Source organism: Vibrio sp. V31_P5A7T61 (genome assembly GCF_009904895.1).
Taxonomy (GTDB): domain Bacteria; phylum Pseudomonadota; class Gammaproteobacteria; order Enterobacterales; family Vibrionaceae; genus Vibrio; species Vibrio metschnikovii.
In genome coordinates this window covers 76,736-93,155 of record NZ_WXWI01000071.1, presented here as the reverse complement: position 1 = coordinate 93,155, position 16,420 = coordinate 76,736, and the positions used below count along the sequence as shown (strand labels likewise).

Sequence of the window (16,420 nt, the reverse complement as noted above, 5' to 3'; positions counted from 1 at the left end):
CCTTTATATATATAGCATCATCTGGTTTTTTTATTTACTGATACCTTGCTCACTGGTGTTAAAAATAGAAATTTCACTTCATAAATTAAATCTGGCAAATTGTTGTGATTATCTTCGCAAACTTGACTTATTAGCCAGTTAAACAAGGTGCAACACTGAATTGGTTGCCGATTTAACGGCAAAATTATAGGTATAGAGAGATAAATCAGAGGGTTGTTTTGATAAGAAAATCAACGAACGTTAGCTTGATGATGATTAAGTTGGTGGCCATTAGTCGGGGGATTGCGGTCATCATACTGTAGATACCAATGAGTGGTTGAGAATTCAAACAAGCCTATTTAAATAGGCTTGTTTGATAAAGGGCCGTGATTGTTGAGACATCAAATATTAGCCAGTGCAGTAGCGCTTAATCGCTCGTTAACAATTGCTGTAATTTATCTCGTTGTACTTCGATGTAGGTTCGCTCTGGGCCTTGCTCCTGACAGTGTTCCAATATGTAGTCAAGAGAGTTCAGCACCGTGCGCCAGCGAGGCGTTTTGGGTAGCGTTTCAATACGTAAGTACTTATCCAACGTTCGAGTTTGCAAAGTACTACGATCTAAATAGACGCGCCATAATCCACTTTGTTCAGCAAAAGTAAACTTACTTTGTCCTGTGACTTTTTCCCAGTAGTCGAGAGCGCTCGTCATCGCATCAACCAACACGGCGCGCATTAACGCCTGTTTTGATGGGGTTTCTCCGGCCACTTTTTCTGCGATGCGAGTAAATTCACCTCCTAGCTCTTTTAACTGCTGAAGTTTGTCTTTATCACCAGCAAAAGCATAGCTTGATAACGCGTCGACGGCGGTTTCCAGTTGATGGATACGATTGGCGTTAAGATTTCCACCGACATTAAAAATGTACATCGTTTTAAAACTGCTTCCTTCCGGTAAGCGAAGCACATCAGCGGAGAGGTGTTGTCTGACATCATCGATATAAATATCGATGTTCCCGCAATAATGCTCTTGCTCAACCAGTAAATATTTAGGGGCAATCAACTCTTCGGCGTTAGAGCGTTTGAGTTGATCTTGGCTGCGTTTAAATAGCTTACAGGCCGCCTCATTGGCAAAGCGGATTTTATTGTCTTCTCGTAAACACAAAATCGCTTCTGGCGCTGAATCCAGTTGCTCTAATAGTCGGCCTTGAGTTTCGAGTAAACTGGCTTCGACCATCGCTCGTTGTTTGAGCTCTTTTTGAAGTTGAGCATTTTCAATACGGCGTTGCTCTGCTTTACTGGCGCTTAAGTGAGCTTTAATTCGAGCGGCGAGTTCTTGTTTATTAAAAGGTTTTGATAAATAGTCATTGGCGCCAGCGGCAAAGCCTCTGATCCGATCATCACTTTGGGTTAATGCGGTTAGCATTATAATGGGTAGTTGCGCATGATCGTACTGCTCTCTTAATTGCTCACAGACCTGATAACCACTCATGCCGGGCATCATCACATCGAGCAGTAACAGTTCAGGTTTCTCTTTGGCAATTGCTTCAATAACCTCATGGCCATCAAGTGCTGTTCGGACACGATAGCCCTCTAGACGTAAAAAACTGTCTAATACACGCAGGTTAACCGGCTCATCATCGGCAATCAGCAGTAGAGGGCCTTGTGGGTTTTCTGGTTGTTGCGGTTGAGTGAGATCGTCAATCGAGGATAATTCCGGTGCTTGAAAATGAGCAATTTGACTGCGCTGCGCTTGAGCAATTTGTTGTGAAGTCGCGAGTGGCAGCGTAAAACTAAAGGTGGTGCCGACCATCGGCTGGCTACTGACGTACAAGGAGCCTTGCATTAATTCAATTAATTGACGGCTAATCGTCAATCCTAAACCCGCACCTTGACGATAACGGCTGCTATCGTGCCCGGCTTGAATGAGCGGTTCAAAAATATGCTCTAATTGCTCAGCAGGAATGCCTTGTCCAGTATCGACCACTTGGACTCTAACTTGATGCTCCATTGGGGTAGCTGAAATAACAATTTTTCCTTCAGAGGTATATTTAATCGCATTACCAATCAGGTTATACAGTACCTGTTCAAGTCGCTGAGCATCAGCCGATACCCATAATGGCTGATCGGCAATTTGGTTAATAATTCGTAGCGTTTTTTTACCCAGTAAATGGTGAGACAGCTCAAGTACCATTCTGGTCGCATTGGAGAGATTAACGGCCTGAGTTTCGATATCGAGATGACCATAACGCATCTTGTGATAATCGAGTAAATCATCAACAAGATTGGCAAGACGTTGACCGCTACTGATAATAATGTCGAGTTGATAGCGGTGGGCTGCGCTGATTGGCCCATTAGCACCGGAAGTCAAAGCTTCGGCAATGCCTATCATGCCGTGTAATGGAGTACGTAGCTCATGTGATGTGGTCGCTAAAAACTCATCTTTAAGTTTGTTGGCTAATTGCAGTTCATCATTTTGTTTACGAATCAGCTGGATATTATCTTCTAACTCAATGTTTTGTGATTTGATCAGTTGGATTTTTTCACGGATCGAGCGTTGCATTCTTTCAAAACTAACCGCCAAACGGCCAATTTCATCACGCCGTTGAGTATGAATGATCGGTTGATCCAAATCACCGGCGGAGACGCGTTCTGCTGCCCAAGTGAGTTTGAGTAAAGGGAGAGTAATAAAGTTAGAGAGATAGTGAGAAGCGATGACTACTAAGATGATCGCCGTTAACATCGCGAAAATAAATAATTTTTCCAGTTGTCTTACTCGGGCAAAGGCTTCTTTTTCAGGGAGTTCGACAACTAAAGCCCAATTGAGATTTTGCAAATGAATCGGCGCATAAGCGGCAATCTGTTTTTCACCGAGCGTATTCTCATAGGTTGTGACCGAGCGCGAGCCATTGAGTGCCAACTGAATCACTTCACTGCTGGTATCCACATCGGCTTGTTGATAAGCCAGCGTACGAGAACGGAGATCTTGGCCAACCAATAATGTCCTTTTAGCTGAGTCTTGATTATGATCGGCAATTAATTTGGTGATGCCATTATTCGGCAGACGGAACATGGCATAACTGTGAAGATAGCCTTGTTGAATAATGGGTGCACCCATCCAAGCATATTGGCGTCCATTGTATTCAGCAAAATCAGACACAATGACAGGGGTATAGTCTTCATTGACCTTACGTTGCTCAGTCACTTGCTGTTCCAGTTGCTGGAAGGTTCGTCCGAGAGGTGAGTTCTGCGGATTATCGCTGAGTAGATTCGTGCCATAATACGCATGCTTGAAAATTGAATAGACCACATTACCCTGTAGATCGACGATCAGAATATCGTCAAAGTCAGACCGTTTCAGTAGCTCTAGATAACTTGCATGGTAACGTTTGTGCAGTAGACGATAACGTTCACTACCTGCGTAACTGCTCGATTTAGGTAAAATAGAGGTTCTGATTTGATCGCCAGAACCGGGAATATAGCGTTGTTGAGCGTGCAGACGCGCTTGCTCAATATTTTCCCCTAATCGTTGAAAGGCATTGACCAAACCGTAAAAACGTCCACCGCTGGCATAGGCAAGTTCTGAACGAACAAATCCCATCACTTCAGACTCTTTGGCGCTGAGATAATCGATAATTTGTTGCTGCTTGGTATCTCGTACAGAAATGAGATGTGAGGTACTTTGTTCTTGTAAGTCTTTACTGTGTGAATGAAGAAAGAACAAGGCTGTTACCGTTAGCGGAGTGAGGCTGACTGCCAGAAACGCTAACATCAGAGTGTTTTGTAGACGTTTAAATTTATGTTGTCGATGAAACTTAAATTTAAACAAAGGGTTATTTGTCATAGTGCTCACAGTCAACAAAGCCTTAGTGAGAAAATTGAATAAAGTGACGTGTATGAAATAACGAAATTAACGTGTTTTTTTACTTTGACAAGTAAGTTGACAGTAAACCGTGTCGGTGGGCGCAATTTTTTGATGTTACTTCCGTAAATTGTCGTTAAAAACGGCAATTTACGGACAGTAAGCTTATTTTTGGGCGTGATAAATTGAGAATTTACCCGTCTTATTTAGCGTCACACAATTACCGAATGCTTGTTCTATTAATGGTGGGTATTTGAGAAAATTATTAGCAACGACAAACAGTTGACCAGACGCGGTCAAATGATTGGGGGCTTGCTGTAATAAGGTTTCCGTTGCTCGATAGCTGGTGTCTAGCCCTGAATGAAAGGGTGGATTAGTGACAATCGATTGATAATCTTGGTCAGTATCTGAATAAACATCGGAAGCAAAGACTCGTCCCGTTAGGCCATTCGCCGCTAATGTCGCTTGGCTGGAGTAAATTGCGAGGGCGCTGATATCACACATTTCGAGTTGAATCTCTGGATTAAGTATACTCATTACACAGCCCAGAACGCCGGCACCGCAACCAAAATCAAGTACTTTGCCTTGCAGGGAGGGCAAGCTATCAAGCAGAAGTTGACTGCCTAAATCGAATTCACCGTGGCTAAATACCCCGGGTAGGCTGCGGATAGTCAGTGTGTGTTGCTGGTAATGAACGGTATAAGATTTAAACCAATCTTCTAAATCAAAATTAGCAACAGGTTGTGTACATTGCCCCCAATAGAATGAACAACGACGAGCAGAATCGTATTTTTTTATCGTGCCATAAGGGGCAAACAGTTTTTCGACGGCTTTTATTCCTGAGCGGTTTTCTCCCACGACGATGACTTCACACTGTGCAGGCAGTTTAGCCAACAACATGGCGAGTAAAAATTGCGCTTCCAGTTTTGCTTTTGGCCAATAAATCAGTAACAATTCAGCCGTAATGTCGGCAGTCAACTCTGCGCCAAAATAACTTTTCACGGCAGAAGAGGTCTGTAATTGACGATAATAGCCATAGTGGGTAGTAAAAACGGTCACTGCGTCGCAGTGTTTGCTTAACTCGATGGGAAAGCTATCTTCCACCTCCCCGGCAACCAAGACTTTTTTGCCTGCGAAATAAGCGAATTGACGCTGCGTGATCTGACTTGGGGCTGTGTAATGTGACATAACAAACTCGTGGTGAACGGCAAAGAGCGCAATTTTCGCATAATCAGCGCTTGGCTTGAAGCGCTTTAGTGGCGGTCTTTTTGATTTAAAAAGCTCGCAAATTCTTCTTCATAGAGATTAAACAGGACAATAGTAATCGCAAAAATCAGTGGTCCGTAGATAAGTCCTATCAAACCAAAGAGCTGGATCCCTCCCAATAGTGAGAAGAAGATCATTAAGGTATTCATGCCTGCGCTGCCTTGCATCAGCATGGGACGCAATAAGTTATCAATCGAACCAACAATGGCAATACTCCAGATTAATAAGAACAATGCCCAAGCGGTGTCACCAATAATAAACAAATAGAGGGTAGCTGGGACCCAAATTAAGGCGGTGCCAATTAAAGGAATAAAAGAGGCGAAGCCCATCATGGTCCCCCAAAACAGTCCGGGTAAGCCGACGATCCACATCGCAAATCCACCCGCTACGCCTTGGGCTATGGCAGTAAGAAATGACCCCATGATAGCGGATTTCGATACCTGCTGGATTTCATGCAGTAATTTGTCTTCTTGGCTACGGGATAACGGCAAGATGTGTCGCAGTACATTAATGATCTTATCGTGATCGCGGAGCAGGAAAAACAGCACAAACAGCATTAAGAAAAAGTTCATGACTAAATGCGTGACGTCACCAACGATTTTGGCGCTAATGGTCACCAGACTGCTGCCGAAAGAGGTGGCGAATTGAGCGGTTTTTTGGGCGATTTGCTGAGGTGTTACTTCATGAAAGGGGAGATATTGGTTGGTAAACGTAAGTGTTTTAATGATCAAAGGGTGACTAAGCGCCGTTTGAATGCCACCTTCATTCCCCCAGTGATAGAGCGTTTGTGCAAAGCGAGCACCTTGTTGGACGATGGCTGAAAAAACCAATATCGACGGTATCACAATAATAAACGTCAAAATAATACACGAGAGTAGGGCAGTAAGATTTTTTTTCTGAGCTAGACGATATTCTAAGCGTTGATGAATCGGGAAAATCAATAGCGATAGAATAAATGCCATCATGATCGCATTACTATAAGGTTCAATCAGTTGATAACAGCTGAATACGGCGATGCATAATGCGCCAATCAAGACCCAATGGTTGACGGTAAGTCTAGTTTTATCGGACACGCTAGTGGCCCCTTTCTACTGGTTGATTTTCTATGTCAGGATGTCGGATATCAGTGAGCGATGGACAGAATCATTAGAACCATTATCTATTTACTAACACCATCGTCATAAACAGATAAATGACATAGAGTTAGTTTCGATTTCGTTGTGACACTGTCTATAATGGCTTGGATTGCGTATTTGGGCAATGGGAGAGATAAAAATGGGTTGTTGTGAAAAGAAATCTTGCTGCGCGACGAAAACCTCATGGGTTCAACGTATACCTTGGACGATGATTTTGCTTGCTTCACTTGCCATATTAGTGATGTTTTTTTGGCACTAACGGCAGTAGACGTTGTGGGTTTTCTGCCTACATAGTAGGGGTGTTGAATATTCGCAATGAATGGCATGGCGAAAAATCAATACCCCTCAGTTCAATAAGTTAAATCCGATATATGTTAATTAGCCTTCTTGAGCTAACTGAGCGAAGCTGCGGTCAGCGGCTTCTAAAGTAGCTTCTATTTCTCGGCTACCGTGGGCTAAAGAGGTAAAGCAAGCTTCAAATGCTGATGGCGCAAGATAAACACCGTATCCTAACATTAAGTGGAAGAAGCGTTTGAAACGTTCAATATCGCATTTTGCTACCTCTTCGTAGCAGGTTACGCTGGGTTGGTCGGTAAAGAAGAAGCCGAACATGCCACCGACCTGATTAACGACCAATGGAATAGTGTGCTTATCGGCGAGCTGTTTAAAGCCATCGGCCAGTTGTTTGGTTTTAGCGGCTAAATTTTTCTCATTACCTTCTTGTCTTAATAGCGACAGACAAGCGTAACCCGCTGCCATGGCAATCGGATTGCCTGAAAGCGTACCTGCTTGATAGACGGGGCCTGTTGGAGCAATGTATTGCATGATTTCTTTACGACCACCAAAAGCTCCCACAGGCATTCCTCCGCCAATCACTTTACCTAAAGTGGTTAAGTCGGGATGGATATTGTAGTGAGCTTGTGCTCCTCCAAGGGCAACACGAAAGCCAGTCATTACTTCATCAAAGATCAATAACGCGCCTTCTTGATCACAGATTTCACGTAAACCTTCATGGAAGCCAGCTACTGGAGGAATGCAGTTCATATTCCCCGCGACTGGCTCAACGATAATACAGGCGATTTCACCAGGATGCGCCGCGAACAGCTCACGTACGGATTGTAAATCATTAAAACGGGCAGTGAGTGTGTGTTTAGCGAAATCAGCGGGAACGCCTGGTGAACTCGGTTGGCCGAGGGTTAAAGCTCCTGAACCGGCTTTGACTAATAGGCTATCGGCATGGCCGTGGTAACAGCCTTCGAACTTTAGGATTTTATCCCGTCCGGTATAACCGCGAGCTAAACGAATGGCACTCATGGTTGCTTCTGTGCCAGAACTGACCATGCGCAACTGTTCCATGGAAGGGACCAGTTCAGAGACCAATTCTGCCATAGTGATTTCCATTTCCGTCGGCGCGCCAAAGCTGAGACCTCGCTGAGCGGCATGGATTACGGCATCGCGGATCACGGTATGATTATGACCAAGGATCATTGGGCCCCATGAGCCAACATAATCAATGTAGGCTTTACCATCGGCATCAAAAATCAGTGCGCCATCAGCACGGTCGATAAAAATGGGTGAGCCACCTACACCGCTAAAAGCGCGCACCGGAGAATTAACGCCGCCTGGGATTTTGATTTGCGCCTTTTGATACAGATCTTCTGATTTGGTCATTGAGAATTCCTCTTAATATTGGTTAGGGCATGTAGACCTTTGTCGCTGAGGATATGTTTACCCTAAAAGCGATGATAAAGCGTAATCCTCTCGTCGCGATATCAGACAGTTTATACTTTGCCCACGGCAAACTATGGCTGCGTTGGCGGTATTTGTGTCGCTCAATCTCGCTATATTCATGGGAATAAAACGGCTTATCATTCAGCGGCAACGCTTCGTTTTTTGATCGCTCTATCGAATAAACGTTGACGTTGAAAGATTAATCTACCCTAAGATTCATTGCGTGGAGCATTGTACGCTGCTCAGTGATGAGACGAAATCTTTTCCCTCAATTTATAACATTTATCGGTCTACTCAGTGCAAAATGGTGGCATTGCCGATAAAAATCGTTACTCTTGCACGGCGATAGATGCTTATCGTTTTTTCCCTGAATGCCTACGATTTGGTGGAAGAGGAATGACTGGAGCGGTGAGATTGTTCGGCTAATACTTGAACGAAACAGTCAGGTATTAGATAATCATCAGATTAGAAAAAATAAACATGCTCATCAACAAGTAATGAGTATTGACACCAATGAGAGAGGTCGTCGTGAGCGAAGTCAATGTACCCTTAACTTTTTCTGATGCCGCTGCAACGCGAGTACGCACATTAATTGAAGAAGAAGAAAATCCCCAGTTGAAATTGCGTGTTTATATTACTGGTGGCGGCTGTAGCGGTTTTCAATATGGTTTTACGTTTGACGAAAGTGTTAACGAGGGGGATACCACCATCGAAAATAGTGGCGTTACTTTAGTGGTTGACCCAATGAGTTTACAGTATTTGATTGGCGGTGTGGTGGATTATACCGATGGGTTAGACGGCTCGCGCTTTTTCATTAATAACCCTAATGCGACAACGACCTGTGGTTGTGGGGCGTCATTCAGCGTTTAAAATCTATCTCTGTTAGAGAACCATCCAGATTAAAAAGCCCTTATGATATCAATAAGGGCTTTTTTGTAGGGTTAAGGGGTTGCGTAGAGTAATTGCCCATAACGCGATAAGGTATCAAGGCGAATTTTAGCATTAGCTAAAAATGTTGCTTTTGCTTGTCCGGTCAAGGATTTTGATTGAGGAAGATCGACGGTGCGTGGATCTTTATGAACGCCATTAACCAGAAATTCGTAGTGTAAATGAGGGCCTGTGACCCGTCCGGTTCCGCCTAATGTACCAATCACTTGACCTTGGCGAACCCGCTCACCGGTCTTCACTGTGCGTCGAGTTAGGTGGAGGTATTTGGTTAAATAGGTATTGCTGTGGCGAATAAAGACATAATGACCATTAAATTGGTTATAGCTAGAGCGTTCGACCACGCCGTCACCAGCGGCCCAAATTGGGGTGCCTACAGGCGCAACGTAGTCTGTACCTCGATGTGCCCTTAGTTGGCCTGTAACTGGATGAAGGCGGCGAGGGTTGAAGTTTGATGATACGCGCCGAAAATCCAGCGGTGCACGTAGAAACGCTTTTTTCATTGCTCGGCCAGTTTCATCGTAATACTGCCCAGTATGATCATCCAAAATGGCCGTAAAGGTTGTGCCTTGGTTAGTAAATTGAGTGGCGATGATTCGCCCTCGCCCTACGACTTCACCTTCGACTATTTTCTCTTCAAACAGTAAGCGAAAATGATCTCCTGAGCGAATATCTAACGCAAAATCGATATCCCAACCAAAAATGCCCGCTAATTCCATAATTTGGTTAGCTGTTAAACCCGCTCCTCTTGCCGCATTCCAAAAGTTTGAGGTGATTTCCGCTTGAGCGTAATTGTATTGATAAAAAACCTCTTTCTTATCAAACCGAGCAGAAAAACCAGAATCGGTGCGCGTGATATCAAAAGTTTCATAAGGCGTAATACGCCGTTTAAGTTGAATCAATTGGTTATTGTCATCAAACCCAAATTGCAACTCATCACCGGGGCGTAAACGACTCAATTGCTGGTTGATTTGTGGATCACTGGACGTTAATTCATGCAATAAGCGAGCGGAGAGGCCAAGACGTTGAAAAAGAAGTGCTGCACTTTCTCCCGAATTCACTTTATGCGTTTCCCAGCGGAGTAAAGCGGAAGGCAATACCGTACTACCTGGAGCTAATGCTTCCCGGTCAATAGTCAAAGGATAGTGACGACCAATTTGGAGTCGCTCTGGGTGGTTTCTTAATGCTTCCTGATCCGGGAGGAAAAATAACGCGATAACAATCACCGCACTAAAAAAGGCAATACATGCCTGATGCACCCAGGGAAGACGAGCAAAAATCGCTAGCATACTCGTGTTCGTTCAATCATTCGTGAATAAAATCGTTATTTGGTTAGTCTAACTGGTTTCAAAAGACATCGCTATTCAAGTAAGATGTCAAACTATTAAATTTTTGCCAAATCTGTGGGAGTGAACAAGAATGGCGAGTATTGAAGCGGCGTTAGCTGAGATTAAGCGTGGTGTTGAAGAGTTAATTCCAGAAGAGGAATTAATCGCAAAACTGAAAGAAGGTCGTCCTTTGCGGATTAAGCTTGGGGCAGATCCAACGGCACCAGATATTCATTTAGGTCATACGGTGATCTTAAACAAGCTGCGCACTTTCCAAGATTTAGGCCATGATGTTACTTTCTTGATTGGTGACTTTACGGGAATGGTCGGTGACCCAACCGGTAAAAATACCACTCGTCCGCCGTTGACGCGCGAAGATGTTCTACGTAACGCGGAGACTTATAAGCAGCAAGTGTTTAAGATCCTTGATCCGGCAAAAACGAAAATTCAGTTTAACTCTGAATGGCTGTCTGAGCTCGGTGCTGAAGGGATGATCCGACTCGCCGCTAACCAAACCGTAGCGCGAATGTTGGAACGGGATGATTTTAAAAAGCGCTACACAGGCGGTCAACCGATTGCCATTCATGAGTTTATGTACCCTTTACTGCAAGGTTATGATTCCGTGGCGATGGAAACCGATGTTGAATTAGGGGGCACGGATCAGAAGTTTAATTTGCTGATGGGACGAGAGCTGCAAAAATCACATGGTCAGAAGCCTCAAGTGGTATTGATGATGCCACTACTGGTTGGCTTAGATGGCGAAAAGAAAATGTCTAAGTCTGCGCACAACTATATTGGGGTAAGCGAAGCGCCAAGCGAAATGTTTGGTAAAATCATGTCAATCTCTGACGATTTGATGTGGAGTTATTATGAATTGTTGTCTTTCCGTCCTTTAGCGGAAGTCGAGCAATTTAAAGCCGATGTGGCAAACGGTGCTAACCCAAGAGACGTTAAAATTCTACTGGCTAAAGAGATCATCGCTCGTTTCCATTCACAAGCGGACGCTGATGCGGCAGAACAAGAATTCATTAATCGTTTTCAAAAAGGTGCTCTACCTGATGAAATGCCAGAGTTTACCTTTGCTCAAGGAATCGCGATTGCTAACTTACTCAAAGAGGCTGGGCTGGTGGGCTCCACTTCGGATGCGATGCGTATGGTGAAACAAGGCGCGGCTAAGCAAGACGGTGAAAAGCTCGATGATGCGAAGTGCATTCCAGCGGTCGGAACTTATGTCTATCAAGTTGGTAAACGTAAGTTCGCACGAGTAACCATTGAGTCATGATTTTTGACAAGCTTTGATGTTGCCAAAGCATGAGTTATCCTCAATAAACAAAAAGCGCCGTTAGGCGCTTTTTGTTTATTGGCCGTGAGCCATGTTAATCACATCTTGATAGAAACGTAGCTCAAATTGGGTAATGGGTGGTTCTATCGGTAAGTGAGCATTGGCAGTGGATGGGAAATAATCCGTCACGTACTGAATAAATAGGCTTAGTGGTTTACCTTGCTCATTGACAACAAAACCCGCCATGTTATGTGTGCCGTATAACGAGCCACTTTTGGCGATAAGCTGACCTCGTACGCTACTATGACGCATACTACGACGATAGAGTAAAGTTCCACTCTCTCCGGCTGTTGGTAGCAAGTTCAATAACGATAATTGCTGATCGTGAGCAGCCAAATAGGCAAGGATCTGACGCATCGACTCTAGGCGTAAGCGATTATTACGTGATAACCCAGAACCATCGACTAACTGAGCATCTTGCAAGTCAATTCCGGTGTTGGCAAAGATAATTTGTTTCATGGCTTCAGTGCCATTAGCAAAGCTTCCGGGCTGCAAGAAAAAGTGCTGGCCTAAGGTTTTGGTGAGAGAGTCAGCAATCAAGTTATCCGAGTCTTGGAGCATGATTTTGAGCAGTTCAGGCAGTGCTGCCGAGCGATGTATCGCAATACTCGCCATAGTCTGTATTTCTGGAGGCTGACCGATTTTTATATCGCCTTCTAAATGGATGCCAAGTTGTCGTAGCAGTTGATGAATGACGCGTTGAGCGTAGAGTTCAGGATTTTGTACGGCAAAGCGAAGCGGTAGTGGTTGCTCACGTTCCGCTAAACAGCCTGACAATTGATAATGATTGTTAGGCGTGGCGATTAACTCTAAATCACAATGTAAGCTTTGCTGCAGAGCTTGAGAGATCGTTTTAGCCTCACTACTGACATGAACCGGGTAATGAGGGGGAACATAAACTCGAGTAGAACCGTTATCTTGGGTATAAATCGACGCTTGAATACAGTTGCCATCAAGATTAACCGCGCTGACCGGAGCGCTATAACACACGCCAAGACTATCCCAAGGCCAGCCTACCGCTCGTTGATAACCACTGAATTGACTGATGTCGAGCCAGATATCTCCGCTAATCTTGCGACCGTGTTTAGAGCGATATTGACTGAATAATTGACGTAAGTTGGCGGTAGTTAAAGTTGGGTCGCCAGAAAAAATCAAGGCCAGCTGATTGTTATCAGCACGTAACTCGGTGGTAAAACGAAATTGCTCACCGAGTTCGAGTTGGCTCGCCAAGGCCGTAATGATTTTTAAGGTGCTGGCAGGCGGGAAATATGCATCGGTGTATTGGTTAACGGTTTGCTGTTCATCGAGTAGTTGGCTGACTAAACCGCTGCGGGTACCTGTTGGCAGTTGTGCCTTTACTTGCTCAAAATTGGCCCAAACGGGGAGCACGATAAACAGGTAAGACAACATGAAAATAGAGGAAAGACGGCGCCATAGACAATGCATAAACAATCGACAATCAATCAAACAGGAAGGCAAGTATAACCAGAGAATAAAACGCCTGCTAGTGCGCAGGCGTTTGGAGTGTTAATTAAGCATCATTATGCGTAATTAAGGCGACTTAGAAGTCGTAACGTAGACCTAGAGCTAGCTCATCTTCAGCGTTCACTTTACCTACTTTATCTGAATCTAGCAGGTTAAAGTTGTATGAGATGTATGAGCGGAAGTTAGGCTTGAAGAAGTAAGTTGCATCGATAGCAATGCTATCAGCTTCGTCAGTTTTTTGACCTGAAGTTTTAGACTCTAAGTAGTTGTAAGAAGTCGTAAATACAGTTTGTTGCATCGTGTATTTAGCGGCTAACTCATAACCAGTTTTGTCTTTTTTGTTAACGCCACTCTTGTCTTGACCATCAACGTAAGTACCAGCAAAGTACAAATCGTTGATCGCGTAAGAGGCCGCTAGCATCCACTGATCAGCTTTGTCTTGATCGGCGTAACCAGCACCAACAGCAAAGCCAGTGTCAGCAAATGCATAAATTGCAGAGAGTGAGTAACCATCTTGGTTATTGTCACCAAAATTTACCCCTTCTACACGGTCAGCAAAACGGTAGCTGGCTTTTACTGCAAGATCATCAAATTGACCCGCGTAAGTCAGCATGTTGTCAGCACGGTCAGCAACGGTCAGTTTGTAAGCCGCTTTATTACCGTGGTAAGCCATGATATCGGTAAAGTCAGTGATCACACCTAGTGCGCCGTCATTTTTACCGTAAGTCACTAGACCAAAATCACCGCCGATACCAGCAAAAGCGTAACGGTTAGTTAGGTCATTACTTCCTTTATCTACTTCACCGCCTTTATCAGCCGTAGTGAATTCACCTTCGTAGAAACCAAGACCATACAGGCTGTCATTGATTTGAGTTTTGCCCAGTACATTGATACGTACACGTGAAGCATCTTCTGCTTTACCATCTTTTAGAGATAGACGAGCTTCAGCACGGCCACCTAGCGCAAGCGAAGTTCCATCTTGGTTGTAAATTTCACCAGCATTAACGCCAGCGGTCATTGCGGCAGCTGAAACTGCTAGAGCAATCAGAGTTTTGTTCATTTTATTAAGTCCTAATTTACTGTCCATAAATTGTTATCGGCGACATAACAGCGTTTGAAAGCGATGGTTCAAATCATTGATATGTGCAACGAACAACCAATGTTTCTACTCGTGTGACTTCAAAGAAGTGAACCCACAGGTGAAACATTCGACCTATTCGTGTCTACCTTTGTAACTGCAAAGTTCCGTTATCCGTTAGTAAAATGATATAAATTCCAGTAATGAACAGTGTTTTATTGTGATATAAAAAATATCAATATTCTGATTTTTATTGGTTTTATTGGATTTCTTGAGCTGGTCTGACCGTTGTTTTAAAGTGGGTTATTTAGATTTTTTTAGTCATTTTGAATGTTTTTTCACCAGGTAAGTGTGTGGGATGGATCACATTAAATTTACCTCATTGTGCCTAATCTCAATTTTTGATCGCAATGATTGAATTTGGATGATTTCATCGTCATGTTTGTTTACACTGATAAGTATGCATTCAAAGACGACTACCTGACCCCCTTATCGGGTTGGGTAGTTTTGTATTGTCCAAAGATAGTTTTGGCATAGAGGTAATAAGATGGAAAAAGTTCCAATGACCGTACGCGGTGAAAAATTGCTGCGTGATGAACTTGAGCGACTACTTAAGCTGCGTCCAAAAATCACTCAAGCGATTGCTGAAGCTCGTGAATTAGGTGATTTAAAAGAGAATGCCGAATATCATGCCGCTCGAGAAGAGCAAGGGATCTGCGAAGCTCAGATTCGCGATATCGAATATAAATTATCGGTAGCTCAAGTGATTGATATCGCAAAGATAGAAAACACAGGAAAAGTGATTTTTGGTTCGACAGTGAGCTTGATTGATGTCGATACTGATGAAGAGAAGCGTTATCAAATCGTGGGTGATGATGAAGCGGAAATCAAAGCAGGACGCATTTCAGTCAGTTCACCGATTGCTCGTGGGTTAATTGGTAAAATGGAAGGTGATGAAGTCACCATCTCGACCCCAGGCGGTGATAAAGTCTTTGAAATAGACAAGGTTGATTATCTGTAAATCGAGCTGAGGCACTATTGAGATTAACCGTCGAGAGGTATTTCGTAGTGTGTACCGAGTGTTTAACAGAAACAACAATAAAAAGGTCGCCCAAGGCGACCTTTTTATAAGCTTAAGTAGCGAGGCTCGCATACTTAGCGAACGGAGCAATTTATTTGCGGGGTAATTCGATTTTACGCTGCTCAGATGGGCGGTAAAGGACCAAGGTTTTACCAATGACTTGGACTTTTTCTGCACCCGTTTCACGAACGATCGCATCAACAATCAATAGTTTCGTTTCACGGTCTTCTGATACTACCTTGACTTTAATGAGTTCATGATAGTTAAGCGCAATTTCGATTTCTGCCAAAACAGCTTCGGTGAGGCCATTGGCACCCATCAATACTACTGGGTTTAAGTGGTGAGCCAATCCTTTCAGGTGCTGCTTTTGTTTGTTGCTTAGATTCATTACGCGACCAAATTTATTAATATTAGGGTTGAAAACCACCATTTTAGCGCCATCTACTCAGGAAGACTATATTTTCTACAAGACTTTCTCGAATAGAAGCACCTTAGTTAGGTATCGAATGAGTAAACAGAAACATTCCGCGAGTTCTTCTCGTTGGTTGAAAGAGCATTTTGATGACATCTATGTTCATGAAGCAAAAAAGAAAGGTTATCGTTCACGTGCGATTTTTAAGCTAAAAGAGATCCAAAGTAAGGATAAGTTACTGCGTACTGGTATGACTGTCGTTGATTTAGGGGCTGCGCCCGGTGGCTGGTCACAATATGCGGCTAGTATTGTTGGCGATACAGGACAGGTCATTGCTTGTGACATTTTGCCGATGGATTCGATTGCCGGTGTCTCTTTTTTACAAGGTGACTTCCGAGAAGAGAGCGTTCTGGCTGCATTAATCGAACGTATTCAACCAGATATGGTTGATGTGGTGATGTCTGATATGGCTCCTAATATGGCCGGAAATAATTCAGTGGATCAACCAAGAGCGATGTATCTGGTCGAATTAGCATTAGATATGTGTCGACAAGTTCTTATCCCTAATGGTAGTTTTGTGGTCAAAGTGTTCCAGGGCGAAGGTTTTGATCATTATGTCCAAGAGGTACGTAGTATGTTCAAGGCGGTCAAAATTCGTAAACCAGATTCTTCAAGAGCACGCTCTCGAGAGGTTTATGTTGTTGCCACTGGTTACAAAGGTTAACTATTTGCCTTTATCGGTGAGAGTTAACACTATAGCTACAGCCTACAAACTGTAGTA

The 16,420-nt window shown here is 43.7% G+C and carries 12 protein-coding genes; 4 read left to right on the top strand and 8 right to left on the bottom strand.

What is annotated here, in order from left to right; translation table 11 throughout:
• Nucleotides 1–406 precede the first annotated feature (406 nt).
• The 4 genes from CAG58_RS15820 to hemL all read right to left on the bottom strand — a co-directional run bounded on the left by CAG58_RS15820 (nt 407) and on the right by hemL (nt 7,908).
• The gene (locus CAG58_RS15820; protein WP_161426494.1) at nt 407–3,745 is read right to left on the bottom strand and encodes a hybrid sensor histidine kinase/response regulator; all 3,339 of its coding nucleotides are present in this window, start codon (nt 3,743–3,745) and stop codon (nt 407–409) included.
• Between the two features lie 255 nt (nt 3,746–4,000).
• Entirely contained in the window at nt 4,001–5,023 is a 1,023-nt protein-coding gene (rsmC, locus tag CAG58_RS15815; protein ID WP_161426493.1) for a 16S rRNA (guanine(1207)-N(2))-methyltransferase RsmC, read from the bottom strand.
• A gap of 65 nt (nt 5,024–5,088) precedes the next feature.
• On the bottom strand, nt 5,089–6,174 hold the full coding sequence (locus tag CAG58_RS15810; protein WP_161426492.1) for an AI-2E family transporter: 1,086 nt from the start codon (nt 6,172–6,174) through the stop codon (nt 5,089–5,091).
• A 441-nt stretch (nt 6,175–6,615) separates the two neighbouring features.
• Entirely contained in the window at nt 6,616–7,908 is a 1,293-nt protein-coding gene (gene hemL / locus CAG58_RS15805; RefSeq protein ID WP_161426491.1) for a glutamate-1-semialdehyde 2,1-aminomutase, read from the bottom strand.
• A gap of 588 nt (nt 7,909–8,496) precedes the next feature.
• Between hemL and erpA the strand changes: the two genes are divergently transcribed.
• The gene (gene erpA / locus CAG58_RS15800) at nt 8,497–8,838 is read left to right on the top strand and encodes an iron-sulfur cluster insertion protein ErpA (RefSeq protein WP_004394178.1); all 342 of its coding nucleotides are present in this window, start codon (nt 8,497–8,499) and stop codon (nt 8,836–8,838) included.
• Nucleotides 8,839–8,909: 71 nt separating this feature from the next.
• On the opposite strand, the gene CAG58_RS15795 is transcribed toward erpA, so the two are convergent.
• The gene (locus CAG58_RS15795) at nt 8,910–10,202 is read right to left on the bottom strand and encodes a peptidoglycan DD-metalloendopeptidase family protein (protein ID WP_158138855.1); all 1,293 of its coding nucleotides are present in this window, start codon (nt 10,200–10,202) and stop codon (nt 8,910–8,912) included.
• Nucleotides 10,203–10,332: 130 nt separating this feature from the next.
• On the opposite strand from CAG58_RS15795, the gene tyrS reads away from it, so the two are divergent.
• On the top strand, nt 10,333–11,523 hold the full coding sequence (tyrS, locus tag CAG58_RS15790; RefSeq protein ID WP_004394176.1) for a tyrosine--tRNA ligase: 1,191 nt from the start codon (nt 10,333–10,335) through the stop codon (nt 11,521–11,523).
• A gap of 75 nt (nt 11,524–11,598) precedes the next feature.
• Here tyrS and dacB read toward each other — a convergent pair whose 3' ends face one another.
• Together dacB and CAG58_RS15780 are read right to left on the bottom strand one after the other, a co-directional pair.
• Complete coding sequence (dacB, locus tag CAG58_RS15785) at nt 11,599–13,029, bottom strand: serine-type D-Ala-D-Ala carboxypeptidase (RefSeq protein ID WP_161426490.1); 1,431 nt, start codon at nt 13,027–13,029, stop codon at nt 11,599–11,601.
• A gap of 115 nt (nt 13,030–13,144) precedes the next feature.
• The gene (locus CAG58_RS15780; RefSeq protein ID WP_004394174.1) at nt 13,145–14,128 is read right to left on the bottom strand and encodes a porin; all 984 of its coding nucleotides are present in this window, start codon (nt 14,126–14,128) and stop codon (nt 13,145–13,147) included.
• Nucleotides 14,129–14,693: 565 nt separating this feature from the next.
• Here CAG58_RS15780 and greA point away from each other — a divergent pair.
• Nucleotides 14,694–15,167: a transcription elongation factor GreA gene (gene greA / locus CAG58_RS15775; protein WP_004394173.1), complete on the top strand. Its 474-nt coding sequence runs from the start codon at nt 14,694–14,696 to the stop codon at nt 15,165–15,167.
• A gap of 151 nt (nt 15,168–15,318) precedes the next feature.
• On the opposite strand, the gene yhbY is transcribed toward greA, so the two are convergent.
• Nucleotides 15,319–15,615, bottom strand: a complete 297-nt coding sequence (gene yhbY / locus CAG58_RS15770) for a ribosome assembly RNA-binding protein YhbY (protein WP_040903858.1) — start codon at nt 15,613–15,615, stop codon at nt 15,319–15,321.
• A gap of 118 nt (nt 15,616–15,733) precedes the next feature.
• Between yhbY and rlmE the strand changes: the two genes are divergently transcribed.
• Nucleotides 15,734–16,363, top strand: a complete 630-nt coding sequence (rlmE, locus tag CAG58_RS15765; protein ID WP_004394171.1) for a 23S rRNA (uridine(2552)-2'-O)-methyltransferase RlmE — start codon at nt 15,734–15,736, stop codon at nt 16,361–16,363.
• Nucleotides 16,364–16,420: the final 57 nt, after the last annotated feature.